Source organism: Bacillus sp. URHA0034 (assembly GCF_056280405.1).
The window spans coordinates 5,618,957-5,643,569 of record NZ_JBWCDK010000002.1; the positions used below are offsets into that span (position 1 = coordinate 5,618,957).

Below are 24,613 nucleotides of genomic sequence, written 5' to 3' on the forward strand. Positions count from 1 at the left end.
GGCAGCCCTTGGGTTTTAACTTACACTTACATGTTTGTCAGCTGGGAGCAGCTTCTCTAATGTTAATTTTTCTTCGTCCGTTAATGGCACCAAAGGCAAGCGTACATCACCAACTCGGATGCCGGTCATATTTAGAGCGGCTTTCACTGGTGTTGGGTTTGGTGCTGCAAATAAGCCCTTCATCAGTGGGAGGAGTTTACGATGTGCAGCTGCAGCTTCCTCAAGCTGTCCATTTTTAAATTTCCTCACCATGTCCTGCATTTCGTTTCCAATAATGTGCGAAGCAACAGAAACTACTCCTGTTCCGCCAATGGATAATACTGGAAGAGTTAACCCATCATCGCCACTATAAAGGGAGAAATGATCAGGCGTCTTACTGATGATTTCTGCCATTGCATCTAAGCTGCCGCTTGCTTCTTTCACAGCTACAATATTGTGAATATTGGAGAGACGAACGACGCTATCGACAGACATGTTAACACCACAGCGTCCAGGGATATTATACAGCATAACCGGTAAAACAGTTGATTCGGCAATCGCTTTAAAATGTTGATAGATTCCTTCTTGTGATGGTTTGTTGTAATAAGGGACAACTAGTAAAATACCATCTACACCGGCTTCAGCAGCAAGCTTCGTTAATTGAATCGAAGCCCTTGTGTTGTTGGAGCCCGTACCCGCTATAACCGGAACCCGGCCGGCTGATTCCTCGACCACTAATTTAAATAAGGCTACTTTTTCTTCTGTTGTTAGAGTAGGAGACTCACCGGTTGTACCGGATACTACTAAGGCTTCTGTGCCATTTTCAATTAAATAGTTTACTAACAGTCTTGCGGCGTTAAAGTCTACATCACCATTCTGATCAAATGGTGTAACCATTGCGGTTAATACTTGGCCAAAATCCATTTTATCTCACCCTTTGTAATTTGATTAATAAATTAGAGGGGTAAGGCCATTCTGATGTCAACGCAAAACAGCAGCAACGAGGGGTCGCTGCTGCTGTAGAAACATCAAAATAAAGTTCCTATGCGTGAGATAGCCCTCCATATAGTTTCCTATATGACAATTCTGTGCTTATTCAACACAGAACCAGCTTCAAGACCAATGAGATCCTATCCGCTTCGGCAAATTCCCCTTTCCACCATTTTCATAGGACCTCATTATCCTCATATAGCGTACTGATGGTCTTTGCGCCTCTATCCTCACTTCAAAAGGTATTGAAGTAAGAAAATATGTAATTATTAGTAATATATCAAATTATTTTGATTTATTCAAGAAAAATAATTTGTCATTTTCTTGAAAGTGGAAGCAGAGGGACGGTTCTCTTGCTTCAAAGAGAGCAAGAGAACCGTCCCCGCGCTTTTATTTTGCATAGAAATTTTCTGTATAGTAGGGTTGCGATTCATTATTAAAGGCGACGCCAACACCTAGATACGTGTATCCTTGACGTAAAATATTTTCCCGATGCCCGAGTGAATTCATTAAGCCTTCATGGGCAAAAATACTGCTAAACTGCCCATATGCCAGGTTTTCTCCGGCTAAATGAAACACGATATGATCTGCAGCCATCCGGTCAAACGGTGATTGGCCCTTGAGATTGGTGTGATCAAAATAATGATTCACGGCCATATCTGTACTATGCTTGCGGGCGGTCGCTTGAACATGTTGATCCCATGTAAGGGTGGGAAGCTGGTGCTGGACCCGGGCGGCGTTGGTTAAATCAAATAATTGATACTCAAAGCCCTCTTTTAATTGCGAACTTGCTTTTGGATAGAGAGTAAGTTTCTTATTTTCTAGATTTTTGCTAATCAATTGGACGGCAGTAACTGTATCTCCTTGATGCTTATCATAAAAAATGGTGATATAGTCATTATCACGCAAGAAAACATCATAGTCTTCCTTATCGGATAATTTATATAGAACGAGCCCTTTTTGAATTGTCGTTAACGGTTTACCCAGTAAATTGCGAACTGTTTGTTTAGGGGTCCCTAATTTAATCCCATTCTTAGAGGCTATTAAAGCTTGGTTCGTATATAGACCGGCTACTTTATGATCATCTCCATACATAACCATAAAAAAATGGTGGTAATCATCATGATAGGTATTCCACGTGGTCCCATATTCATTAAGGGTAGAACGAAGCGGATTACCTAGGTTTTCAATTATATCATCTCGGCTATCGCCAAGTTCAATATTAAAAATAGAAAATTCCTGCTGTACTGGTGTAGTTAATTCTATCTTCGACTCTTTTTTTGATTCGATTGGCTGTTGGCTCTCTTGACGGTTATTTAATAGTACTCCAAGCTGTTGCAGGGCAGACTGGATTTCACTATAAATAGTTTGAATGGTCCCGGTAATGTTTGGATCATCCTTTAGTTTATTCATTTCAGAAATGTCTTTTGTAAGGTTTGTATCATTAAATTGTTTTTCTATAAAAGGCCATGATGAGTGGATTAAAAATAAAGCAACAATAATCATTAGAAAACGAACCATCGATTTCCCTCCATTCTATTAGAATTTTAACCAATATTCTTAAAATATATAAGTAATATGCTTATAGAAACAAATAGAACAAAACAGTATGTTAATATAATTTTATTTTTGGAAACGTTTACAAATTCATCAATCCAAATATTACGATTCTAGCTAAAAAGCGTTTATTTAGTGCTTTTGAACTAACATTAGTAAAAGTATCCAATTGTTCAAAGTTTGTTCAATATTTCACAAACAATTATCGTTTTTTCGTGTTATGATGTAACCATAAAGAAACAAGGAGTGATAAGACATGATGATTTGTGAATGGCAAACCTTCTCAACAGATGCCGACACTTATACCCAAGAAATTTTCGAAGAATTAGTGGGTGACCCATTTGAAGCAATGTTTATGAAAGAAAATGAAGAGATTCCAAGTTATATTTGGACAGTTAATTATGTAGTCATTGTTAAAAAATACGCCAAAGTGATAACCGAAATTTTATTTGAAAAAATCCCACGCAATCCTGTGTGTGAATAAATTTATTTTCGCTTTCTCATTTACTTATACTTGTGAAACATTTCACAAGTATAATAATGGAATATATGCTAGTCCGCAATCTAATTTTTTTATAACAATATGTGAAATTATTCACATAGATAATAATTGGAGGGAATATCATGGCAGTAGTAGAAAAGCAGTTAAAAGGCAAACAGGATGTAACCAGTATGATTAATGGCTTGGTTGAAAAAGGCTTAAAAGCATTAGAGGAATTCAGAGGTTTTGACCAAGAAATGATTGATGAGATTGTTAAGCAAATGGCACTAGCAGGTCTTGATCAGCATATGCCTTTAGCAAAACTAGCGGTCGAAGAAACTGGGAGAGGGGTTTACGAGGATAAAATCATTAAAAACATGTTTGCAACAGAATATGTCTATCACAATATTAAATATAACAAAACAGTTGGTATTATCAACGAGAACGACCACGAAGGCATGATTGAAATTGCCGAGCCAGTGGGTGTTGTGGCAGGGGTAACACCAGTGACCAATCCAACATCAACTACCATGTTTAAATCACTCATTTCCATTAAGACACGCAATCCAATCATCTTTGCCTTCCATCCATCCGCACAAAAATGCAGCAGCGAAGCGGCAAAAGTATTAAGGGATGCAGCGATTAAATCAGGCGCACCGGAGAATTGTATTCAATGGATTGAAACACCTTCATTAGAAGCGACACAAGCACTTATGAATCATAATAAAATTTCTATGATCCTTGCAACCGGCGGTGCGGGAATGGTGAAATCCGCTTATAGTTCTGGTAAACCAGCTCTAGGGGTTGGCCCAGGAAACGTACCATGCTACATTGAAAAAACTGCTAATCTTAAACAAGCGGTAAATGATTTAATTCTATCAAAAACATTCGATAATGGGATGATTTGTGCGTCTGAACAAGCCGTTATTATTGATAAAGAAATTTACAAAGATGTAAAGAATGAAATGATCGCTAACAATTGCTATTTTTTAAATGAAGAAGAAAAAGAAAAGGTAGAAAAGTTAGTCATTAATGAACATTCCTGTGCGGTTAATCCTGATATTGTCGGTATGCCTGCTTATAAAATTGCTGAAAAGGCTGGAGTGACGGTTCCGGAAGGCACAAAAATCCTTATAGCGGAATTGAAGGGTGTTGGTCCTAAATATCCGCTGTCTAGGGAAAAATTAAGTCCAGTTTTAGCTTGCTATAAAGTGAATTCAACAGACGAAGGTTTAAAAAGAGCAGAAGAAATGCTTGAATTTGGCGGTTTAGGACACTCTGCCGTCATTCATACTAATGATCAAAACGTAATTAAGCAGTATGGTTTACGGATGAAGGCAGGAAGAATTATCGTTAATGCTCCATCTTCACAAGGTGCGATCGGTGATATTTATAATGCTTATATGCCATCATTAACACTTGGCTGCGGCACATATGGCGGCAACTCTGTTTCAACAAACGTAGGTGCAGTTCATTTAATTAATATCAAAAAAGTAGCTAAAAGGAATGTGAATATGCAGTGGTTCAAGGTTCCGTCTAAAATCTATTTTGAGAAAAACTCAACTCAATATTTAGCAAAAATGCCTAAGATTTCTAAAGCCTTTATTGTTACTGACCCTGGGATGGTGAAATTAGGTTATGTAGACAGAGTCCTTTACTACTTACGTAAGCGTGCTGATTATGTACATTGTGAAATATTCTCTGATGTAGAACCAGATCCATCCATTGAAACGGTTATGAAAGGCGCCGAAATGATGGCTAACTTCCAGCCGGATGTGATTATTGCCCTTGGGGGTGGTTCTGCAATGGATGCGGCTAAAGGAATGTGGCTGTTCTACGAATATCCTGATGCTGAATTCTTTGGCTTAAAACAAAAGTTCCTAGATATTCGGAAGCGGATTGTGAAATACCCTCATTTAGGTCAAAGAGCGCAGTTTGTTGCAATTCCGACAACATCAGGTACCGGTTCTGAAGTAACGTCTTTCTCTGTTATTACGGATAAAGAAGCAAATATCAAATATCCTTTAGCTGACTATGAGTTAACACCTGATGTCGCCATTATCGATCCGCAGTTTGTTATGACGGTTCCAAAACATATTACAGCAGATACTGGTCTCGACGTCTTGACACACGCAATTGAAGCTTATGTATCTTGTATGGCAAATGATTTCACTGATGGTCTAGCGATGAAAGCTATTCAGCTTGTATTTGAATACCTGCCAAGAGCTTATCGAAATGGCCATGATGAAGAAGCCCGTGAGAAAGTGCATAACGCATCTACCATTGCCGGCATGGCCTTTGCGAACGCATTCTTAGGCATTAACCACAGCTTAGCACATAAGCTGGGAGCGGAGTTCCACATTGCACACGGACGCGCAAATGCTGTTCTATTACCGCATGTTATTCGCTATAATGCCACAAAACCGAAGAAGTTTACAGCATTCCCTAAGTATAATCACTTTAAAGCTGACAAGCGCTATGCTGAGATTGCAAGAACATTAGGTTTACCGGCTGCTACTACTGAAGAAGGTGTAGAAAGCTTGGTTCAAGCGATCATTCGCTTAACTCAAGAATTGGAAGTTCCGATGAGTCTTGCTGCAAATGGGATTGATCAAGCAGAATTTGAAAGTAAGCTTGACTTACTATCCGATCGGGCTTTCGAAGATCAGTGTACAACAGCCAATCCTAAGCTTCCGCTGGTAACTGAATTAGCTGAAATCTATCGCCTAGCATACAAAGGAATTTAATAAAATGCAAAAAAACTCAAGCCTTTTGGTTTGAGTTTTTTGTTTTTATTGAAAAATCACCTTAGAAAAATGATTTAACAATATCCTCATGTTTATTACATACGGTACAGGTATATTCTATTTCGAGTGCATCCTCACGAACCATGTGTTCAGTTTCTTTTTGGCATTGCTCACAATAAAGGGTTCTTGGAATTTCGATCATTTGTCAGCCATCCTTTCGTTTTTTTCGAACGGTTCATTATAAGTTTAATATCCCAGATATTTGTTGAAAAATTCTTTAAGGACATATAATATTTACCACATTTAGGTTGACATTAATCAAGTAAAGGTATGAAAGAGAAGAAGGGGGAATTTTTACATGGATAAAAACACAATGGAAACATGCACCGAGATTCTAAAAGATGCCAAGAACATTATTGTTCTGACTGGAGCAGGTATAAGTACAGAATCGGGAATCAAAGATTTCCGTTCGCGGACAGGGATTTATAAACTGGCACCTGAATACATACTGTCAATTGATTATTTTTATCAACAACCAAAGGAATTTTATCAGTTTGCGATTGAAAATTTGTATCACCCTGATGCCGTTCCAAATAAAGGCCATCAAATCCTGGCTAAGTGGGAGAGAGAAGGAAAGGTAAGTTCTATTATTACCCAAAATATTGACGGGCTTCATCAGAAAGCAGGCAGCAAAAACGTGATAGAGTTTCATGGAACCATCAAAACAGCTACCTGTCAAAACTGTGGAAAGACTTATTCTACTAATGAGATGATTACGCGGTTAAACACCATGGATGAATTTTACGTATGTAATCATTGTCATACAAAGCGAAAAGAGGACCATTTCATTAAACCAGATGTGGTTTTGTTTGGGGATACTGGTGAATGGTTTACGATGGAAGGATTTAATCATATTCTAAAACAGATTCAGAGGGCGGACTGTTTATTGGTCTTAGGAACCAGTTTAAAGGTAACGCCTTTCTCCACCTTTCCGCAATATAAAAGTGCTGGTGTCCCGGTCATTATTATTAATAAAGGAGATACTCCATACGACTTTACGCCGAATACCTTTGTTATTCAAGAATCAATAGGCGAGACACTTATGAGGATAGATGAGAATGTGAACTGAGTATCTAGCCCAAGGATTTTTCTTTGTCTTATCTGTCGGGAATGATATACTTTAGTTGCCAAAATTTGGCGAGGGATCAATAGGATTAATGAATCGGAGGAGAGTATCAATGTTTACTTCTATTAATGAATTTAACCAAGAATGGAACCAGGAAGCTGCATCTACCCAAAAGGTTTTGGATGCCTTAACGGATGAGTCGCTTCAACAATCAGTATCCTCAGAAGACCGAACATTAGGCAGAATTGCCTGGCACATTGTTGCAAGCACACCTGGAATGATAAATGAATTTGGAATTCCGATTACCAATGTTGAAAACGCAGACAGAACGCCTGCATCTGCAAAAGAAATAGCTGACACTTTTAGAAAGGTTAGTACTGATGTTGTGGAGCAGGTACAAAAACAATGGACAGATGAGTCATTAACAGAAATGCAGAATGTTTTTGGGATGCATATGCCAAAGGCGGCAACACTCTCACTTCTAATTAAACATATGATCCATCATCGCGGACAAGTGACCGTTTTAATGCGCCAGGCAGGGTTGAAGGTTCCAGGAATCTATGGCCCGGCAAGAGAAGAATGGAGCGAAATTGGAATGGAAGCTCCAGCCTTATAAAAAAGGGAAGAGTTCTTAATAGGCTAATTTAGGTAACAGTAATAGTATTATGTTAACTAAAATAAGTACAAAAAAAGATGCCCGGTTTGTTAATCAAACTAGGCATCTTTTTTTGTTTATCTTTTAGCCTGTTTATATAGTTCAATGGTTTTATAGCCCTCGCCTAAAACAGTCTCCATCTCTAATTGGCGTTTTTCCTGTGTTTCTTTTCTTTTGGCACTATAGATATAACGAGCCCAATCCTTTTGGTAGCCGGGAGTTAGTTCGTTGTATTTTTTTAACAGTTCCTCGTTTTTCTGCAGGTACTTCTTAATATCGTCAATATGATCAATGTAGTCATCCACACATTGGCTGCTTTTACTGCTGGCAGCTTTTTTCGACTTTTTTGGGGTGGATTTTAAACCAACAATCGTAAACACATCATTTAGGCTTACCATTCTCGCAAACTTGATGTTGCTGTTTAGCACATAGCCGTCCTCATCCGAAGGAAGGGCACTAATAAAACTGTCACGGTCTATGTATTCTTTATATACTTTATTGTTCTTTTTGGGATAAGCGAAGTATAAATAGCCGTTGTCCTCCAGCAATTGTTTCTCTATTACGTTTTGAAGTTCTCTTGTGAATTCCTCTAAACTAAAAATGAAACTAAAGATAAGATCATATGTATCTTTTTTTATAGATGAGTCATATTCTAGTTCTTGGAATTCATCAACTTGTTCAGGTTTATGGAGGATAAGTTTGTTTGCATATTTCTGCAAGTTTAATTTATCTATTACACTTTTTGAGGCGGCCATACTATTCCTCCTTCACATTTATCATTAATTTAGCACCTCAGGATTAATCAAGTTTTTGGGGAGCTTGCCTGTTAACCCTGCAAGTAAATTTTCGACGGCAAGTTCTGCCATTTTTAGTTCTGTTTCATAGGTTGACGAACCGATATGGGGTGTAGTGACAACATTTGGGAACTGAAGCAGTGGATTGTCCTTTTTTACAGGCTCTATTTGATAAACATCCAAGGCAGCGCCATGAATTTCTTTATTATTTAATGCCTCAATTAACGCTGCTTCATCGACCGTTTTACCACGGGAACCATTTACAAATATACATGACTTCTTCATCAATTTAAATTCTCGTTCACCAATTAAATTCTCAGTCTCAGGGGTCAAAGGTGTCATCAAGCAGACAAAATCGGATTCCTTTAGTAATGTATCAAGGTCGCAGTAGGTTGCATTATACGTTTCTTCTGCCTCTAAATTACGGTTACGATTATGGTACAAGATATCCATATCAAATCCTAAGTGTGCCCGTTTAGCGATTGCAGAACCGATTTTACCCATCCCGATAATTCCAAGCGTTTTATGGTGAACATCTATCGCATATTCGGCGGTGGTTAAATGACCTTGCCAATTTCCAGATTTTACGAAGTGATCCAATTCGGCAATCCGGCGGGCAGAAGCGAGGAGGATTCCGAAAATGGCATCCGCAGTCGTATCTTCAAGGACGCCGGGCGTATTGGTTCCCATCACGCCGCGTTTTGTCATTACCTCAATCGTAAGATTATTATAGCCGGTGGAATTATTCGATACTATCTTTAAATTTGGTGCCCGATCAAGTAGTTCCTGATCGACCGGAAGTGCCAGCCCGACAATACCCTCAACTTCTTTAAGTGCTTCTAAAAACTCGGGATTGGTTTTCGGGTTAATCCCATCAAAAATTAGTACCTCAAATTGTTCGTCTAGTTTTTCAAGTGCTTCGGTTAATTCAAGGTTATAGGCAATGACTTTTCGTTTCACTTGTACCATTCTCCTCATAAATTGGAAGTCTAATGTATACCTCTATAAAGTGACATAAAGCTAGAAAGGTGTCAATAATTCTGAAAACGAATATATTTTACCTTTTCAGTTTTGAAAAAAATGAAGATTTTGTGTATGAAGGTAATTTCTTACACCGAACGCAGGCCTGCTATCTTATAATAAGAAAAAGTATGTGAGGGAGTGAACAAACTATGGTCTATGAGAAAAAGAAAGTAGTTATTTTGGGTGGAGGCTATGCAGGATTAATGACAGCTGTTTCGCTGCAGAAAAAGGTCCATCCTTCTAGAATAGACGTATATTTGGTAAATAAATATGATTATCATTATTTCACGACAAAGGTTCATGAAATGGGTGCAGGAACAGTGGATCCTGAATCTATCAAGCTGCCAATTCGAGACATTATTGATCTTAATTTCGTCACGTTTATTCAAGATGAAGTGACAAACTTAAATCTTGATAGAAAAGTAGTCGAATGTAAAGAGCATACATTACCATACGATTATGTTGTGTTTGGAATTGGCGGTACACCAAAAAACAATGATATCCCAGGACTAAAAGAGCATGGCTTTTTCTTATTTGACTGGGAAGGCTCGTACCGGCTTAGGGAGCATATTGAAAAGCAATTTTTAGAATATGGTCAAAATCCAAGCGGTTCATTAAATTGGGTGATTGGAGGTACTGGGTTCACGGGAGTGGAATTTATTCATGAATTAAAGGAAAAAATTCCTCGTCTTTGTAATCTGTATGGTGTTGAAAGAGAGGAGGTCCATATCCTAATCATTGAACCTGGGAAGAAAATTCTCCAAGGCTACCCTGTGGCCATAGTAGCTGATGCAACTAAATCATTGAAAAAGGTAAACTGTGAGTTTTTAGTAGGAGTTTCAGTCTCTCAGGTGGAATGTGACCAGATCAGATTAGCAGACGGAACGGTAATCGTAACATAAACATTTGTTTGGGCTGGAGGGGTTCAAAGGAAACCTGTTCTAAAGAACCAGGAATTTGAACGAATTGACGAACGTGTTAAGGTAAATGAGTATTGTGAGGTGCCTAATTACCCAGATGTTTATGTCTTAGGTGATGCATCTGTGAGCTATAATGAAAAGGGAGATCCGTATCCTCCCACAGCACAAATCGCGATTCAACACGGCAAATATTGTGCCTATAATATTGCGCTGAAAATATACGGGCAGCCGGCGAAGCCATTTCACTATATATACAAAGGGATGGTAATGTCGTTGGGAAGTAAGAATGCTTCTGGTATTGTTTATAACCATCATATCAATGGCAGGTTTGGCTCATTTATGAAATGGTTAATCGAAATGCGCTACTATTTTATGCTCGGAGGACTACGCTTAGTTCGAAAAGAATGGAAGGACGCTGAGTAAATAGATGTGACCAAAAACGAAAGAAATAGGACCACAATACGAAATAAGGTCAAAATAGCTAGAAATTGCCCTCATATTTGAGGGTTTTTTTGATTTTTTTTATTGAAATGAATACGTGGTACTATACAAACAAGCCTATTATTTTGCTAAAATAGTAAGTAATAAGTTTAGGAAAAATGCACTTTTTATGATAAAGTTTATTTTCTGAATAATGAAGTAATGATTGGGTTTAGGAGGAGAAGCGAATGTGGGATCTTGACATGAATATAGATCAAATTGCGAGAATAAAAGTAATTGGTGTTGGCGGCGGGGGAAATAACGCTGTTAATCGGATGATTGAAGACGGGATTCAGGGTGTAGAATTTATTGCTGTGAATACAGATGCCCAGGCTTTGAACCTTTCTAAAGCGGAAATTAAAATGCAAATTGGCGCCACCTTGACTAGAGGACTTGGTGCTGGGGCGAATCCGGAAGTCGGCAGAAGAGCAGTAGAAGAGAGCAGAAAGCAGCTCCAAGAAGTATTAGACGGAGCCGATATGGTATTCGTAACCGCTGGTATGGGCGGAGGTACCGGGACCGGGGCCGCTCCAGCTATCGCAGAAATTGCCCGTGAACTAGGTGCCCTTACGATTGGGGTAGTCACACGCCCGTTTGGATTTGAAGGAAAAAAACGTGCCGTCAATGCTGCCAGCGGAATTGAATTAATGAGAGAAGCGGTAGATACGCTCATTATTATTCCGAATGACCGCCTGCTTCAGATTGTCGACAAAAAAACCCCAATGTTAGAGGCATTCCGTGAGGCAGATAATGTACTTCGTCAGGGTGTTCAAGGTATATCTGACTTAATTGCCGTTCCAGGCCTTATTAACCTCGATTTTGCCGATGTAAAAACGATAATGACGAACCAAGGAACAGCGTTAATGGGCATTGGTGTAGCGAAAGGCCCAGATCGTGCCGTTGAAGCAGCGAAAAAAGCGATCTCCAGTCCATTACTTGAAACCTCAATTGATGGAGCACAAGGTGTGTTAATGAACATTACTGGCGGCAGTAATTTAAGTCTGTATGAAGTACAGGAAGCAGCCGACCTAGTCGCATCGGCCTCTGATCATGAATTAAATATGATCTTTGGTTCCATTATTAACGACAATTTAAAAGACGAAATTATGATCACGGTCATTGCAACAGGGTTTATGAATAGCGAAAATGAAGTACATAGACCTTCTGCCGCTCCTGTAACTGAAGCTTTTTCACAGCCAAAACGTGAGGAAAGTTTTAAGCATAATGTCCAAGAGCACGAAGAACAAAGGCCGCATCAGGATGAACAAATATATGAATACAATCGTTCCTATCAGGGCCAAGAGGAATCACTTGATATTCCAACTTTTTTACGAAATCGGAACAGAAGACGATAATCGATCGATAACACTCCCTATTCACTGTTTTTTGAATGGGAGTGTTTCTTTTTTATGTATAGGAGATGTTTATCTTTGTTTTCCGATCCGACCTTTGTCTTCTAGTACCTATATCGATTAATAATTCCGTTTTAGATGAAAAATAGTTTTAAGGTAAGCCTTGACTAGGGTATTAAATAGATAGGGCTGCAGAAATTTGGACTCCTAGTATAAAAAAATGGATTAAATCAATTTGCTTTTATAAAACTTGTTATTTATTAGTATTTTTCCATTGCAATACTTGAACCAAAGGTATAAGATATACTTTATGCGATTTTAACGTACAAATACAAACAAAGCTTCCAAGGGGGAAACTAAATGGAACAAACCAAAAAGCATGCTGATCGTCCACCTTACGGTGTTATTGCCGTTCTAATGGTAGGTGCCTTTATCTCATTTTTAAATAATACGTTACTAAACATTGCGCTGCCTTCTATAATGAGAGACTTAAATATTGAGGCATCTACTGTACAGTGGCTGACAACAGGTTTTATGCTGGTGAACGGAATTTTAATTCCGATTAGTGCTTACTTAATACAAAAGTTTTCTGTTCGGAATATTTTTATTGCAGCTATTGGGTTATTTACTGCCGGGACTATTCTTGCTGGATTCGCCCATGTATTTGCCTTGCTGCTTGCAGGACGGATGCTTCAGGCTTCTGGTTCAGCAATCTTAATGCCATTGTTAATGAACGTTATGCTAGTAAGCTTTCCAATTGAAAAAAGGGGAATGGCAATGGGTGTTTTTGGACTCATTCTCATGTTTGCTCCAGCGATCGGTCCAACTTTATCAGGCTGGATTGTGGAGCATTACGACTGGAGAATGCTTTTCCATTTTATTACACCAATCGCTATCGTTGTTCTCTTAATTGGTTTATTTTTGCTTAAAGATAAAAAGGAAAAGGTTAATCTTCGTCTCGACTTCTTATCAGTTATTCTCTCAAGTGTCGGATTTGGTGGAATCCTTTACGGCTTTAGTTCTGCCGGCAGTAAAGGATGGGATAGCCCACAGGTTTACGGAACGATTATGATCGGAATTATCTCTTTGTTCCTATTTATTTTCCGTCAAATTAAACAAGAAGCACCACTATTAAATTTCCGTGTCTATCGATATCCAATGTTTGCCTTATCATCATGCATCTCTATGGTGGTAAATATGGCCTTATTTTCCGGGATGATCCTGCTGCCTATTTATACGCAAAACCTTCGGGGGATTTCTCCGATGGATGCAGGACTCTTGCTTATGCCAGGAGCAATCTTGATGGCGTTTATGTCACCACTGACGGGAAAATTATTTGATAAAATTGGCGGCAGAATTCTTGCTGTTACGGGTTTAACCATTATTGTGGTAACAACTTATGCTTTTAGTAAATTAACGCTGCATACTACCTATACCCATCTAATTATGATCTATTCTATTCGTTCAATGGGAATGGCGATGGTCATGATGCCGGTATCAACAAATGGTCTAAATCAGCTTCCAAAACGTCTGTACCCACATGGAACGGCAATGAACAATACCCTAAACCAGGTTGCAGGTGCGATTGGGACAGCCTTAATGGTTACGATTATGTCAAACCGTGCAGAATCACACGCAAAAGAACTTGGTAACGCAGCGATGCAGCATTTAACTGCGCCGCCATCAAAGGCAGCTCTAGCGGAAATGAAACAACAAATCATGATGCAATCCATGTTAAATGGGATCAATTTCTCATTTCTAATCGCTACTTTTATTGCAGCAGTCGCACTCGTCCTATCCTTCTTTATTAAACGATCCAAACAAGCAGAAGATCTAGAAGGAAAAAGCCAAACAAAACCTAGCGAGAAAAAAATCTCATCAAAGCTAGCACAAAACTAAGGTGCCTGACACCATTTGTAATATAAACAAGTTGTTTAAGCTCATTTCTTTTCGGAGAGATGAGCTTTTTTCATTTAAGAAATGATGGCGCTTTATTTCGAAAAATTCGCAAAATAAATTTTATTGAAAGCGTATGCTATAATGAAAATAAAACAATCAGCAAGGGGAAATCGCAATGTTGAAGGATTTTTTCATGGACTTATCTCAAAATCAATTTTTAAATAATGCTGCTAAAAAGTATGGCTTAAAAATGGGGGCACAAACTGTTGTGGCCGGAACTAATATACCAGAAGTAATCAAAAGCATTAAAGAGCTTAATGCTCAAGGGATTTCTTGTACAGTCGACAATTTAGGGGAGTTTGTCTTTAAAGAAGAGGAAGCAGCTGCTGCGAAAGAACAAATTCTTAAAGTGATTGAGGCGATCCATGAAAATCAAGTGGATGCACATATTTCATTAAAACCAACCCAAGTCGGATTGGATATTGATTATAACTTTTGTTTAGCTAATATCAGAGAGATTGTTCACTTGGCTGGCCAATATGATATGTTCGTTAACATTGATATGGAGGACTTTAAGCATTTAGAGTTGACCTTTAATCTTTTGGACGAACTTTCACTTGAATATGATAATGTGGGTACGGTCATTCAGGCATATTTTCATAATGCTTTAGAATATCTTGAAAGATATAAAAACCACAGAATCCGGATTGTAAAAGGTGCCTATAAAGAGTCAGCAGAAATTGCTTATCAAGATAAAAAGGATATCGATGCGAACTATATTAAATTGATTGAATGGCATCTCTTGAACGGGAAATTTACTTCAATTGCCACACATGACCACAGGATTATCAATCATGTAAAGGCGTTTGTTAAAGAAAACAATATTCCTAATGACCAGTTCGAGTTCCAAATGCTGTATGGATTCAGGAAAGATCTGCAGTTAAGTTTAGCTAATGAGGGATATAATTTCTGTACGTATGTTCCATTTGGGAATGATTGGTATGGATATTTCATGAGACGATTAGCCGAAAGACCGCAAAATTTAAATCTAGTTGCGAAACAGGTTTTTAATAAGAAAACTAATACCATCATCGGCGTCGCAGCTAGCGCGTTTCTATTAGGCAGATTGTCTAAATCTAAATCTACTAATAAGAAAGGAAGATAAAAAGCATTACAAAACAAAAGCCAAGTATCTATTCCTTTATGGAGTGGATACTTGGCTTTTCTATTTGTACTGGTGTCAGGCACCATTTGTAACAACGCTGTAGGAGTAATTACTGTCGTCCCATTGGTAGATTCCTTCTTGGAGTTTGATGATGGTGTCAAAAGGGCGGTTGACATGGTTGGTATTTTCTGTTGGAGCAGTTTCCTGGTCTTGTTGGTAGTTTTGTTTATTTTCGATTAGATGTTGTTTGAAGGTGAGCATATCTGCTTTGGATGCGATGCGAATGATTTTATCTAGGGTGATTTTCTTTTCGCTGATGCCATAGCTGTTACATATACTTGTTTGAAAGCTTTTGTTATATTGAATCATCATGTGTAAATCATTGATACATGCAACTCCAAATACTTCTTTAATAACATCCTCATAACGAAGCTGCGTGCCGGTCGCAAATTTAATAATGTTTTTTTCAGGATTTTCTAAACGATAAACCGTCTCAATCGTATTCTCCATGTTAACACATCCATTCAATTAATAATTACTATATCATGAAACCAAAGCAAATAGGATTAAGCGATGGTGTTAAGTGTTTTACTAGTGAAATTAATACACTTATATATTATAACATATAATTTACCGCAAAATGTGACATGAAATTTAGCTTTGTGTAAAAATTGTCGAATGAAAGCGCTCTAAAATTATTAAAGAAATATTCACAGGTTTTCGTAAGAAAATGCTTTAAAATAAAACTATGTTAAACATTTCACAAATAAAGAGAAAAGAAAATGAGGGTGTAATTATTATGGGGTTTAGTAAACCGGATCAAATCATGGCCATAACAGTCGAGAACGGAGTTAAAAAAACCAAGTATACACCACTTCAAACCATCCTATTAGGTTTTGAAGCAGGAGCGTTTATAGCACTTGGTTACCTGCTATTTATCCGTGTAACCGCTACGCTAACCGGCAATTTAGAGGGATTAGGCAGTTTAATTGGGGCAAGCATCTTCCCGGTCGGTCTTATTCTCACATTATTGGCGGGCGGGGAATTACTGACTGGGAATATGATGGCGGTGCCTCTAGCAAGAATGGCAAAAAGGATCAGTACGGGAAAGGTACTCTATAACTGGTTCCTCGTTACCATCAGTAACTTTTTAGGCGCCCTTTTTGTTGCCTATTTCTTTGGACATTTAGTCGGCCTAACCGAAGCCACGCCATTTCTAGAAAAAACGATTAGTATCGCAGACCACAAGCTTGAAGCAACCTTTCTCCAGGCCTTTCTATCTGGAATTGGCTGTAATTGGCTGGTTGCCTCTGCGGTTTGGCTATCATATGGTGCGAATGATATGTCTGGGAAAATTTTAGGCATCTGGTTCCCAACGATGGCATTTGTCGCAATTGGATTCCAACACGTTGTGGCAAATATGTTTGTCATCCCTGCGGCGATTTTTGCAGGCCATTTTACATGGATGGACTATATTCACAATTTTATCCCAGTCTTTTTAGGAAATGCCGTGGGCGGTACGATATTTATTGCCATGGCCTATTGGCATACCTATAAAAAATATCTGCCTGTCTTAACAGAAGTAAAAGTTGTTAAACCGATTGCGAAAACTGGAACAAGATAAATGATTGTCTAAGCAGCCTTGAACCGTTTGGTCAGGCTGCTTTTTTGTCGTGCTTCTCACTTTACCATCCTTTATCTAAGTAATATTGCGTGCGTCAAGAGAATAAAATGAGTGAATGGAGGCAATCCGTGTTATCAATTTTGCACTGGATTGTGTGACATTCGATTTAGAGGAGTAGTTGGGAACATGGTGAAGCAAAGATGGGCAATTTCAGTATTATTAATTGGGAGTTTACTAGCTTTAGCAGGGTGTGATGAGAAGGCGGCCACAAACAAACCGGACCATGAAAGGGAAAAGGTAACTGAACCGCAAAAGCCGCCAAGTCAAAAGCCGCAGGAACAACCGCCAAAGGAAGAAAAAAAGAAACCCGTTGTCGTTAATGTCATTGATCCAAATACAAAGAGTGTTGTTAAAACTTTTTTACCAGAGGAATTAGGGTTTGCAAGTAATCCAGACGCATATAAACAGGCATTAGAGCAGTGGGCGAAAGAGCTTGCAAGAGGAACAGCTGCAGCAGCGGGCTATGATCAACGGATGGTCCTCGACAAAATCAATGCAAATGGTCAAATCATTAAAGGAAAGCCCTTAATCATATTAGACGAAGCGGAATTGGTAAAACGAGTGCTCGCAGCATCTGCCGAGGGCGGCGATATTGAACTGCCGATCACGATAACACAAAGCGGGTATAAGCCGGAGGACCCGGCCCATTTAAATGAAGTGGTCGTTGGTTCCTTTACAACCTATTTCAACAGTGGGGTTGTAGGCCGTTCAAAAAATATTGAGCTGTCAGCGATTGCCATTAATAATGTGATTGTGGGCACGCAGGATATTTTTTCATTTAATACAACGGTAGGGCCTAGTGACGCTGCCCATGGTTACCAGCCGGCAAAGGAAATTGTCAATAAAAAAATGGTGATGGGAATTGGCGGTGGAATCTGTCAAACATCATCGACGTTGTTTAATGCGGTTGACCAGGTTGGGGTTAGTTATGTCGAAAAACATCATCATTCCTTATCTGTTGGCTATGTCCCGCAAGGGCGAGATGCAACAGTATCCTATGGCGGCCCAGATTTTCGCTTTCAAAATACAACGGGTGTTCCCATATTAATTAAAACAATTTATGCAAAAGGGAAGCTTACGGTTGAAGTTAGAACATCAGCGGCCTACAAAGGTCTCCTAAAAAAATAATGATAAAAGGATGCCGGCGAACCATTTGCAGCATCCTTTTATGTTGTTTATTGGAAGTTTTTCAATATAATGTACCAATTTAAGTGCCCCCTTTCTGATTGGCTTAAGGTTTAACATATGTTGTCAAACATGTTATAATTTTCTGGAAAAGGAGGTTTGACGATGGTAGAAAAGGTACTGCATGCAATTCAAGATGAGTATCCAGATGATTTTGCCTGGTGTTATGGCTGTGGCCGTTTAAATGAAACTGGCCACCATCTCCGGACCGGCTGGGAAGGGGATCAGACAGTAACTGTTTATACACCAAAACCGGAACATACGGCCTTACCTGGATTTGTCTATGGAGGCTTGATTGCTTCACTTATTGATTGTCATGGAACAGGTTCCGCTGCACTTGCTTTACACCGGAAAAATGGTTTTGAACCAGGTGATGGTCAGGATGCACCGAGATTTGTAACCGCTTCCTTAAATGTGGATTTTCTTAAACCGACTCCGCATGGTGTCCAATTAAAGGCAATAGGAAGAGTGGAGGAAATCCATCCTAAAAAATTTAAGGTCGCAGCAGAAGTGTTTGCAAATGATATTCTTTGTGCCCGCGGTGAAGTAATAGCCGTTGTCATGCCTAGCAGTTTTTTAAAAGAAGGGTTATAGAGTAATAGTTTGGATCCACTCCTAATGGTCGAGTGGATCTTTTGTAAACTAATTGTAATACTGCCAATTGAAACCAAAAGCACCCTTGGATCGTCATATTAAATGAAGGTTTTACAAGGGGGGGTAACAGGTGATCTGGTTGAAAAAAATAATCATAACGACCATCATCAGTTTGACAATTGTTTTTGGATGCATCGTCGGGGTCTTAGGACCTGCTTTATTCCAAGAAGGAAACCCCGTACCGCTGCTGGTGTCAATCGTGAAATTAAAGATTACGGATACTGACTATGTTCAGTTTTTCAATACAGAAAAAAAGAGCAGATATTTGTCTAGCAATACAGGGCCTAATCCCTTTAAAAAGGTCAAAGAAGTGATGAAGGCAAATGGGTGGGTTTTCGAGGAGCAACTAGGGCCTGGATTAATTTTTCTAAAGGACGAAAAGGAAGCAATCGTTTTGACGAGACAGTACTCTAAACATTTTGTTATTTGGGATGTTTCAAAAAGCGTCGATAGATGATATAAACTACATAATTGTAAATCCCCCTAATCGATGTGACTAGGGGGATTTCATTTATTTATTTCTTCTATTGCGTAATAATAAAGTTAACGATCATCGATTTGCTTTTTTAGTAAAGTGGATTAATATTAGTACAAGAGGGCCAATAGGAGGATTAGCATGTTAAAAGAAAAGATCAAACAGTACATAGCGGAAAAGGATCGTCAGTCAACTGCTGAAGGAGTCGTCCTTTTTAGAGAAGAAATCGAGTATGCAGAACAAAATCAGCTGGCTGGTGAAGGAGAATGGATTGAAAAGGATGCCAATACCCGTTTCGCCGATGCCTATATTGAACGTTGTGATAAAGAATCGGAGAATATGTTAAAAAATGAAACCTCTGCGTTTTTGTCAGAACCTCTTCATTATCTCAAGAAGCATAAAAATGAATTTATTTATCTCGAATCGAAATGGTTCGATTTTGTGAATGTTGAAGCGATTTCACTTGAAATGGATGATGTCTTCGGAACCTATGACGTCATGCTGGGCTTGAAGCTACAAAAGAAATATGACAAGCAGATTAGAGAATACTTAAATGCTCATTTAAAAGGTGAGGAAGCAAAATTTGATTTAATGTTTACGCTTGATGATGGGCTGTGGAATTTAAACTTTGTCTTGAATTATGTAGAAGGCTTTCATGAGGAAATGACGATTGGAGAAGCCTTCCAGTTAATCTATCATTTCCTATTTAAATTGGTGGAAGCAGTTGAAAAAGAGCAATAAGTGTGGAAATCCTAATCAGCTTTAAGCTGGTTAGGATTTTTTCAGTTAGACTAATTGCCTTACAAATCAACTTAATCCTTGCTCTGTTATGGAAATCGGTGAACCAGAGGAAGTGTGCTCGTTTACCCAGCCAAGTGACGTTTCTGACACAGCGCTCCAATTTGGTATTTCGTCCTTATGCTGTTCCACCCAGCTCATACAGTATTGAGGATCGATATTATATTCCATACATTGAGAAAGGAATGACTGAATGGAATTCTGATTACAATTTTGCCAAGAACCACACGTGTAACTAAACACATTTTCCATTTTTCCTTGAATAGAAACCTCATCTATAAAATTACTGAATTGACTTTCCACCTAAGTTCACTCCTAATCACGAATAATTATTTTTACATCCTTCAGTATGTCCAATCTTAAAATAATCAAGCCAAAATTACCGAGATAAAAGGAATATTTTTCATTCATTGGTGCAAATTATAAGAAGCCAATTTTAGGTAATCAACTCATAATCTGGGGTACGATTGTTTTAAAAAACAGCTAGAAAAAAATTTATCTAATCGGAGTTTTTCGATGAAAAAATTCAAAAAACTACTTAATGATGAACAGAAGTCATTGCCTGCAGAAAAAACGGATCAACAGATCGAGTCGAATTTATCGAGTAACATTGACAGATTGAAGGAGCTTTTTAAGGACTGTTCTGATATTGTCTTTCGGCAGATTATTGCCGGAGAGGTGGAAGGCTATTTTTTGTTTGTTGATGGGCTCATTGATACGAACAGCATCCAGCTTCATGGGATCAACCAAATTCTTAAGGAAGTAGAGAAAGAGCGAGTTACAGCTGATTTTTTAATAGAAAGAATTATTTCAGTCAGTTCTGTTAAAGAAATAACTAAACTTGATGATGCTGTATCAAATGTTCTAAAAGGGAATACTGTTCTTTTAGTTGATAGAGTGAGTACAGGTATTGTCATCGATGCAAAAGGTGGACAACGAAGAAGTGTCTCCGAACCGGAAACCGAGTCTGTCGTGCGCGGCCCGCGTGAAGGCTTTACGGAGAGTCTTAGAGTTAATACGGCCCTTGTAAGACAGAAAATCCGTTCTAACCGGCTAAAGGCGATTGCAAAAGACGTTGGCGAGGAAACAGGAACCGGCATCGCCATTATGTACATCGATGGTTTAGTAGACCCCGATCTTTTAAAAGAAGTTCAAGCAAGGCTGGACCGGATTAAAATCGATGGTGTTTTGGAAAGTGGTTATATAGAAGAATTAATTGAGGATAATCCTTGGAGTGTATTTCCACAAATCCAAAATACCGAACGTCCGGATACGGTAGCAGCCAATCTCTTAGAAGGAAGAGTCGCCATAATAATCGATGGCACACCGCTTGCCCTCGTCATGCCGGCTACCTTTTGGCAGTTCTTGCAGGCAAGTGAAGATTATTACCATCGTTATCACATTTCAATCTTTCTTCGGCTTCTTCGTATCATCTTTGTTTTTATTGCTCTTACTTTACCAAGTCTTTATGTGGCCGTGACTACCTATCATCAAGAGATGATTCCGACAAACCTGCTCTTTAGTATTGCATCAGCGAGGGAAGCGATTCCATTTCCAGCCTTTGTTGAGGCCATGATCATGGAAATTTCTTTTGAAGCACTGCGGGAGGCTGGAGTAAGGCTTCCTAAAATTGTTGGTCAAGCGGTAAGTATCTTGGGGGCACTTGTCATCGGCCAGGCTGCTGTCGAGGCAGGAATTGTTTCAGCACCGATGGTTATTGTCGTTTCCCTTACCGGGATTGCCTCATTTACCATTCCAAGATTTAATATGGCCATTTCCATTCGGCTGCTTCGTTTTCCTTTTATCGTTCTGGCAGGGATGTTTGGATTATTTGGGATTGTTTTAGGGATATTGGTAATCCTAACGCATTTAAGTAAATTAAGATCGTTTGGCATCCCGTATTTATCACCAGTAGCGCCAATGTCTGTTTCGGGATTAAAGGATGTATTCATTCGGGTGCCATGGTGGTCAATGAATAAACGGCCGGATCAAACGGTCAAAACGGATAGGACACGAGAAGGGGAAGGGTTAAAACCAAGCCCAGGTAAAGGCAGTGAAGAAGGGGATCAATCATGAAGGTAATCCGACTTATGTTAATTTGCATGATTTCCGTGATTTTATTGACAGGCTGTTGGGATCGCTCCGAAATAAACGATATTGCGTTTGTGGTCGCCACTGGAGTAGATAAAGGGGCAAAGAACAAATTTCTTTATTCGGTACAAATTCCGCTGCCCAGCTCTATGGGTGGAGCGGGTTCAAGCGGCGGCGGCGGCGGAACAAGCGGTGAAGGGCCTTATCTTGTCGCACAAGGGGCTGGCGGAAATGAACGGCAGGGGATGGAGGAAATCCAAACGAAGCTTTCGAGGAGGCTTTATTTAGGACATAGAAGAGTCCATATCATTGGAGAATCCCTTGCCAAAGCGGGGATTAGTAAATCATTGAACGCCATTTTTACACAGCCCCGTTCAAGGATTTCAACCTTTTTGCTGATCTCTAATGGCGATGCTGTGAAATTATTAAAGACACAACCTCGGATGGAACAATATTCTGGTGAAGGAATGCGAGAGATGTCTAAAAACAGTCTCAATATGACTGCCCGGGATGCCCTGCAGGATTTATATCGAGAAGGCAAGGACATGATCATTCCTGTCGTTAATACTGCCGGCACAACCAAAACAGATAAATCTAAAAAAGAAGTTCAAATGGACAGCTTTGCTGTGTTTAAAGAGGATAAGATGGCCTTTTCGACCAATAAAGATGAAAGCGCGGGAATATTATGGTTATTTGAAAAAATGCAAAAGAAATCTTCCTCTTTTCCTGTTACTAAGAATGAAGAAATATCCGTCCAAATTTTTGAACAACGAACTGAGCCCAAGCTTAAAATGGTGGACGGAAAACCGACCTTTGTCCTGACTGTAAGGGCTGCTGGAGTTTTATACGAAAATGAAGCAAATTACCGAATTGAGGATCCTAAAACGTATCGATTTATTATTAGTAAAATGGAGAACGAAATAAAAGAAGAAATTCAAGCTATTTTAAAGCATGCACACTCACAGGGAGTTGATGTTTATGGGTTTGGCTGGTATCTTTTTAAAAATAAACATCAAGAGTGGGAACAGAATTGGAAGGATAACTGGAGAAGCACCCTTCCAAACCTAAAGGTTAGCGTCGTGGTAGATGCAGATATCCAAAGAACTGCGAATATTGGGATTAATGAAAAGGAATGACAATATGAAAATTGGGATGATTGTTGTCTGGTTGTTTCTCATAGTCTATATATTATTTGTTTTTAAGAAGAAAATTGTCAGCAAAAAGGAACGAAAATGGGTTTACCTATGGGCTGGTTTAGCGTTTGGTATTTCCATCTTGGATCTATTTCATTTATCACTCAGTACCGTTACGACATTTTTAAATGTTACATTTGAAGGCATTTCAAGATTGGTCGTGAAATTATGAAACAAAAAATATCTGATTTCCAATTGGCCCTCCTCGTTGCAAATGTAATCTTTGCCGGGCCTGTCATAAGCCTGCCACAGATTATTTTACAACAAGGCGATCAAAACGCTTGGCTTGTCCCGATTATTATTTATCCCATTTTAATCTCATTTATCTTTATTATTTTTGGAAAAAACAAACAGCCGGAATGGTTACAAAACGTTCTTATTATTGGTGATAAGAGTAAATGGATCGAAAAGGCCTTTATTTTGCTCTTTCTTCTCTTGGTTATTTTCACCATCGTCAGAGATTTAAGAGGAATGATAGACTTTGTTGCGACAGTTCTATTACCAACGACTCCGAACGATATTTTAATGGTATTGTCCATGTTAGTCATTGTTTATATCGCCATTTCAGGGATTGAGGTGGTAGCCAGAGTTAACGCGATTACGTTTTCCGTTTTATTCATCATCGTAGCGATGCTGCCATTCCTATTAATGAATGAGTGGAATTTTGGCAATCTGCAGCCTATCTTTGGCTGGGAATCCATTCCAGCTATTTTAAGAGCCGTATATGTAACCTTCTCTTGGATGGGGGAGATTTTATTCTTTTTAATTATTATCTCCAGTACCAACCCGCCCAAAAGAGCACGGCGAGCGGTAATTATTGGAACAGGACTTGGCTTGTTTCTGTTCTTTGTAGTACTATTTTCTGCCTTGGGAGTATTAGGACCAAGAATTATCCGAGAATCTACCTACCCCAGTCTGATGCTGATTCAACAAATCAACTTAACTGATTTTCTTGACCGCCTTGATTTAGTGATTACCGTAACATGGCTGCCAACTATTTTTACGAAGGTTGCCTTTCTCCTATATGCGATTAATCACTGCTTTAGCTACCTTTACAAGGGAAATACGAATAAATTCTTATTTCCTATTGCCTTTATTGTAGGGTATTTGTCCATCCTAATGTTTAAAAACACAATGGATCTTTTACGTTTTTCTTTCTACACTTGGAATTTAATCGGTCTTTTAATACAGTTGATGATAATTTTCATCTTCCTGTTTGTTAAAAGAAACATAAAAATGAAGATAAAGAAAAAAGAGGCGGACACTTAAATTTTGATTGATTTCAAGTTGAATGATGTGTATTGAGGAAAAAGTGAGGGAGAAAAACGATCTCCTTCCTTTTTTTTGTCCAGAATTATGATACAT

25 protein-coding genes and 1 riboswitch are annotated in these 24,613 nt (G+C 38.8%); of the genes, 18 read left to right on the forward strand and 7 right to left on the reverse strand.

Annotation, left to right across the window (positions count from 1 at the left end; genetic code table 11):
- Positions 1–15: 15 nt before the first annotated feature.
- Positions 16–903 (reverse strand): 4-hydroxy-tetrahydrodipicolinate synthase, encoded by an 888-nt coding sequence (gene dapA, locus ACZ9EE_RS29220; RefSeq protein ID WP_476032083.1) that lies wholly within the window; start codon positions 901–903, stop codon positions 16–18.
- Positions 904–1,025: 122 nt separating this feature from the next.
- A riboswitch (Lysine riboswitch) is annotated at positions 1,026–1,204 on the reverse strand.
- 155 nt (positions 1,205–1,359) lie between these two features.
- A complete protein-coding gene (locus tag ACZ9EE_RS29225; protein WP_476032085.1) occupies positions 1,360–2,490 on the reverse strand; it encodes a CAP domain-containing protein in 1,131 nt (376 codons plus the stop codon).
- Between the two features lie 292 nt (positions 2,491–2,782).
- Between ACZ9EE_RS29225 and ACZ9EE_RS29230 the strand changes: the two genes are divergently transcribed.
- Together ACZ9EE_RS29230 and adhE are read left to right on the forward strand one after the other, a co-directional pair.
- Positions 2,783–3,010, forward strand: a complete 228-nt coding sequence (locus ACZ9EE_RS29230; RefSeq protein WP_476032087.1) for a hypothetical protein — start codon at positions 2,783–2,785, stop codon at positions 3,008–3,010.
- 140 nt (positions 3,011–3,150) lie between these two features.
- The gene (adhE, locus tag ACZ9EE_RS29235) at positions 3,151–5,754 is read left to right on the forward strand and encodes a bifunctional acetaldehyde-CoA/alcohol dehydrogenase (protein ID WP_476032089.1); all 2,604 of its coding nucleotides are present in this window, start codon (positions 3,151–3,153) and stop codon (positions 5,752–5,754) included.
- 61 nt (positions 5,755–5,815) lie between these two features.
- Here adhE and ACZ9EE_RS29240 read toward each other — a convergent pair whose 3' ends face one another.
- Positions 5,816–5,956 (reverse strand): hypothetical protein, encoded by a 141-nt coding sequence (locus ACZ9EE_RS29240; protein WP_476032090.1) that lies wholly within the window; start codon positions 5,954–5,956, stop codon positions 5,816–5,818.
- A gap of 156 nt (positions 5,957–6,112) precedes the next feature.
- Between ACZ9EE_RS29240 and ACZ9EE_RS29245 the strand changes: the two genes are divergently transcribed.
- Both ACZ9EE_RS29245 and ACZ9EE_RS29250 read left to right on the forward strand, forming a co-directional pair.
- Positions 6,113–6,883 carry an NAD-dependent protein deacylase gene (locus ACZ9EE_RS29245; protein WP_476032091.1) on the forward strand — a complete coding sequence of 257 codons (771 nt, stop codon included), beginning with the start codon at positions 6,113–6,115 and terminating at the stop codon, positions 6,881–6,883.
- 109 nt (positions 6,884–6,992) lie between these two features.
- Complete coding sequence (locus ACZ9EE_RS29250) at positions 6,993–7,496, forward strand: DinB family protein (RefSeq protein ID WP_476032092.1); 504 nt, start codon at positions 6,993–6,995, stop codon at positions 7,494–7,496.
- Between the two features lie 116 nt (positions 7,497–7,612).
- Here the strand turns inward: ACZ9EE_RS29250 and ACZ9EE_RS29255 are convergent, their stop codons facing one another.
- Both ACZ9EE_RS29255 and ACZ9EE_RS29260 read right to left on the reverse strand, forming a co-directional pair.
- Positions 7,613–8,290, reverse strand: coding sequence for a YdeI/OmpD-associated family protein (locus ACZ9EE_RS29255; protein WP_476032093.1), 678 nt, complete (start codon positions 8,288–8,290; stop codon positions 7,613–7,615).
- Positions 8,291–8,314: 24 nt separating this feature from the next.
- Positions 8,315–9,289, reverse strand: a complete 975-nt coding sequence (locus tag ACZ9EE_RS29260) for a 2-hydroxyacid dehydrogenase (RefSeq protein ID WP_476032094.1) — start codon at positions 9,287–9,289, stop codon at positions 8,315–8,317.
- Between the two features lie 212 nt (positions 9,290–9,501).
- On the opposite strand from ACZ9EE_RS29260, the gene ACZ9EE_RS29265 reads away from it, so the two are divergent.
- The 5 genes from ACZ9EE_RS29265 (at position 9,502) to ACZ9EE_RS29285 (ending at position 15,168) form a co-directional block, all read left to right on the forward strand.
- A complete protein-coding gene (locus ACZ9EE_RS29265) occupies positions 9,502–10,254 on the forward strand; it encodes an NAD(P)/FAD-dependent oxidoreductase (RefSeq protein WP_476032095.1) in 753 nt (250 codons plus the stop codon).
- Between the two features lie 141 nt (positions 10,255–10,395).
- Positions 10,396–10,695, forward strand: coding sequence for a hypothetical protein (locus ACZ9EE_RS29270; protein WP_476032096.1), 300 nt, complete (start codon positions 10,396–10,398; stop codon positions 10,693–10,695).
- A gap of 245 nt (positions 10,696–10,940) precedes the next feature.
- Positions 10,941–12,107 carry a cell division protein FtsZ gene (gene ftsZ / locus ACZ9EE_RS29275; RefSeq protein WP_476032097.1) on the forward strand — a complete coding sequence of 389 codons (1,167 nt, stop codon included), beginning with the start codon at positions 10,941–10,943 and terminating at the stop codon, positions 12,105–12,107.
- 357 nt (positions 12,108–12,464) lie between these two features.
- Positions 12,465–14,003: a DHA2 family efflux MFS transporter permease subunit gene (locus ACZ9EE_RS29280; protein WP_476032098.1), complete on the forward strand. Its 1,539-nt coding sequence runs from the start codon at positions 12,465–12,467 to the stop codon at positions 14,001–14,003.
- 175 nt (positions 14,004–14,178) lie between these two features.
- On the forward strand, positions 14,179–15,168 hold the full coding sequence (locus tag ACZ9EE_RS29285; RefSeq protein WP_476032099.1) for a proline dehydrogenase family protein: 990 nt from the start codon (positions 14,179–14,181) through the stop codon (positions 15,166–15,168).
- Positions 15,169–15,243: 75 nt separating this feature from the next.
- Here the strand turns inward: ACZ9EE_RS29285 and ACZ9EE_RS29290 are convergent, their stop codons facing one another.
- Entirely contained in the window at positions 15,244–15,678 is a 435-nt protein-coding gene (locus ACZ9EE_RS29290) for a hypothetical protein (RefSeq protein ID WP_476032100.1), read from the reverse strand.
- A gap of 289 nt (positions 15,679–15,967) precedes the next feature.
- Here ACZ9EE_RS29290 and ACZ9EE_RS29295 point away from each other — a divergent pair, with 289 nt between their 5' ends.
- The 5 genes from ACZ9EE_RS29295 to ACZ9EE_RS29315 all read left to right on the forward strand — a co-directional run bounded on the left by ACZ9EE_RS29295 (position 15,968) and on the right by ACZ9EE_RS29315 (position 19,907).
- Entirely contained in the window at positions 15,968–16,792 is an 825-nt protein-coding gene (locus tag ACZ9EE_RS29295) for a formate/nitrite transporter family protein (protein WP_476032101.1), read from the forward strand.
- A 186-nt stretch (positions 16,793–16,978) separates the two neighbouring features.
- On the forward strand, positions 16,979–17,980 hold the full coding sequence (locus tag ACZ9EE_RS29300; protein ID WP_476032102.1) for a VanW family protein: 1,002 nt from the start codon (positions 16,979–16,981) through the stop codon (positions 17,978–17,980).
- A 162-nt stretch (positions 17,981–18,142) separates the two neighbouring features.
- Positions 18,143–18,631 (forward strand): PaaI family thioesterase, encoded by a 489-nt coding sequence (locus tag ACZ9EE_RS29305; protein WP_476032103.1) that lies wholly within the window; start codon positions 18,143–18,145, stop codon positions 18,629–18,631.
- A 130-nt stretch (positions 18,632–18,761) separates the two neighbouring features.
- A complete protein-coding gene (locus ACZ9EE_RS29310) occupies positions 18,762–19,148 on the forward strand; it encodes a hypothetical protein (RefSeq protein ID WP_476032104.1) in 387 nt (128 codons plus the stop codon).
- A 159-nt stretch (positions 19,149–19,307) separates the two neighbouring features.
- The gene (locus ACZ9EE_RS29315) at positions 19,308–19,907 is read left to right on the forward strand and encodes a branched-chain amino acid aminotransferase (protein ID WP_476032105.1); all 600 of its coding nucleotides are present in this window, start codon (positions 19,308–19,310) and stop codon (positions 19,905–19,907) included.
- Positions 19,908–19,973: 66 nt separating this feature from the next.
- On the opposite strand, the gene ACZ9EE_RS29320 is transcribed toward ACZ9EE_RS29315, so the two are convergent.
- Entirely contained in the window at positions 19,974–20,267 is a 294-nt protein-coding gene (locus tag ACZ9EE_RS29320; RefSeq protein WP_476032106.1) for a hypothetical protein, read from the reverse strand.
- Positions 20,268–20,480: 213 nt separating this feature from the next.
- Here ACZ9EE_RS29320 and ACZ9EE_RS29325 point away from each other — a divergent pair, with 213 nt between their 5' ends.
- The 4 genes from ACZ9EE_RS29325 to ACZ9EE_RS29340 are packed head-to-tail and all read left to right on the forward strand — an operon-like array spanning position 20,481 to position 24,517.
- Entirely contained in the window at positions 20,481–22,040 is a 1,560-nt protein-coding gene (locus tag ACZ9EE_RS29325; RefSeq protein WP_476032107.1) for a spore germination protein, read from the forward strand.
- On the forward strand, positions 22,037–23,191 hold the full coding sequence (locus ACZ9EE_RS29330) for a Ger(x)C family spore germination protein (RefSeq protein ID WP_476032108.1): 1,155 nt from the start codon (positions 22,037–22,039) through the stop codon (positions 23,189–23,191). The genes ACZ9EE_RS29325 and ACZ9EE_RS29330 overlap by 4 nt, the downstream gene beginning before the upstream one ends.
- The gene (locus ACZ9EE_RS29335) at positions 23,178–23,420 is read left to right on the forward strand and encodes a hypothetical protein (protein ID WP_476032109.1); all 243 of its coding nucleotides are present in this window, start codon (positions 23,178–23,180) and stop codon (positions 23,418–23,420) included. The genes ACZ9EE_RS29330 and ACZ9EE_RS29335 overlap by 14 nt, the downstream gene beginning before the upstream one ends.
- Entirely contained in the window at positions 23,417–24,517 is a 1,101-nt protein-coding gene (locus tag ACZ9EE_RS29340; RefSeq protein WP_476032110.1) for a GerAB/ArcD/ProY family transporter, read from the forward strand. The genes ACZ9EE_RS29335 and ACZ9EE_RS29340 overlap by 4 nt, the downstream gene beginning before the upstream one ends.
- Positions 24,518–24,613: the final 96 nt, after the last annotated feature.

Bases quoted from the DNA above. Each gene is read 5' to 3' on its own strand.
- dapA (WP_476032083.1), bottom strand. From the start codon at position 903: ATGGATTTTGGCCAAGTATTAACCGCAATGGTTACACCATTTGATCAG.
- ACZ9EE_RS29225 (WP_476032085.1), bottom strand. From the start codon at position 2,490: ATGGTTCGTTTTCTAATGATTATTGTTGCTTTATTTTTAATCCACTCA.
- ACZ9EE_RS29230 (WP_476032087.1), top strand. From the start codon at position 2,783: ATGATGATTTGTGAATGGCAAACCTTCTCAACAGATGCCGACACTTAT.
- adhE (WP_476032089.1), top strand. From the start codon at position 3,151: ATGGCAGTAGTAGAAAAGCAGTTAAAAGGCAAACAGGATGTAACCAGT.
- ACZ9EE_RS29240 (WP_476032090.1), bottom strand. From the start codon at position 5,956: ATGATCGAAATTCCAAGAACCCTTTATTGTGAGCAATGCCAAAAAGAA.
- ACZ9EE_RS29245 (WP_476032091.1), top strand. From the start codon at position 6,113: ATGGATAAAAACACAATGGAAACATGCACCGAGATTCTAAAAGATGCC.
- ACZ9EE_RS29250 (WP_476032092.1), top strand. From the start codon at position 6,993: ATGTTTACTTCTATTAATGAATTTAACCAAGAATGGAACCAGGAAGCT.
- ACZ9EE_RS29255 (WP_476032093.1), bottom strand. From the start codon at position 8,290: ATGGCCGCCTCAAAAAGTGTAATAGATAAATTAAACTTGCAGAAATAT.
- ACZ9EE_RS29265 (WP_476032095.1), top strand. From the start codon at position 9,502: ATGGTCTATGAGAAAAAGAAAGTAGTTATTTTGGGTGGAGGCTATGCA.
- ftsZ (WP_476032097.1), top strand. From the start codon at position 10,941: ATGTGGGATCTTGACATGAATATAGATCAAATTGCGAGAATAAAAGTA.
- ACZ9EE_RS29280 (WP_476032098.1), top strand. From the start codon at position 12,465: ATGGAACAAACCAAAAAGCATGCTGATCGTCCACCTTACGGTGTTATT.
- ACZ9EE_RS29285 (WP_476032099.1), top strand. From the start codon at position 14,179: ATGTTGAAGGATTTTTTCATGGACTTATCTCAAAATCAATTTTTAAAT.
- ACZ9EE_RS29290 (WP_476032100.1), bottom strand. From the start codon at position 15,678: ATGGAGAATACGATTGAGACGGTTTATCGTTTAGAAAATCCTGAAAAA.
- ACZ9EE_RS29295 (WP_476032101.1), top strand. From the start codon at position 15,968: ATGGGGTTTAGTAAACCGGATCAAATCATGGCCATAACAGTCGAGAAC.
- ACZ9EE_RS29300 (WP_476032102.1), top strand. From the start codon at position 16,979: ATGGTGAAGCAAAGATGGGCAATTTCAGTATTATTAATTGGGAGTTTA.
- ACZ9EE_RS29305 (WP_476032103.1), top strand. From the start codon at position 18,143: ATGGTAGAAAAGGTACTGCATGCAATTCAAGATGAGTATCCAGATGAT.
- ACZ9EE_RS29315 (WP_476032105.1), top strand. From the start codon at position 19,308: ATGTTAAAAGAAAAGATCAAACAGTACATAGCGGAAAAGGATCGTCAG.
- ACZ9EE_RS29325 (WP_476032107.1), top strand. From the start codon at position 20,481: ATGAAAAAATTCAAAAAACTACTTAATGATGAACAGAAGTCATTGCCT.
- ACZ9EE_RS29330 (WP_476032108.1), top strand. From the start codon at position 22,037: ATGAAGGTAATCCGACTTATGTTAATTTGCATGATTTCCGTGATTTTA.
- ACZ9EE_RS29335 (WP_476032109.1), top strand. From the start codon at position 23,178: ATGAAAAGGAATGACAATATGAAAATTGGGATGATTGTTGTCTGGTTG.
- ACZ9EE_RS29340 (WP_476032110.1), top strand. From the start codon at position 23,417: ATGAAACAAAAAATATCTGATTTCCAATTGGCCCTCCTCGTTGCAAAT.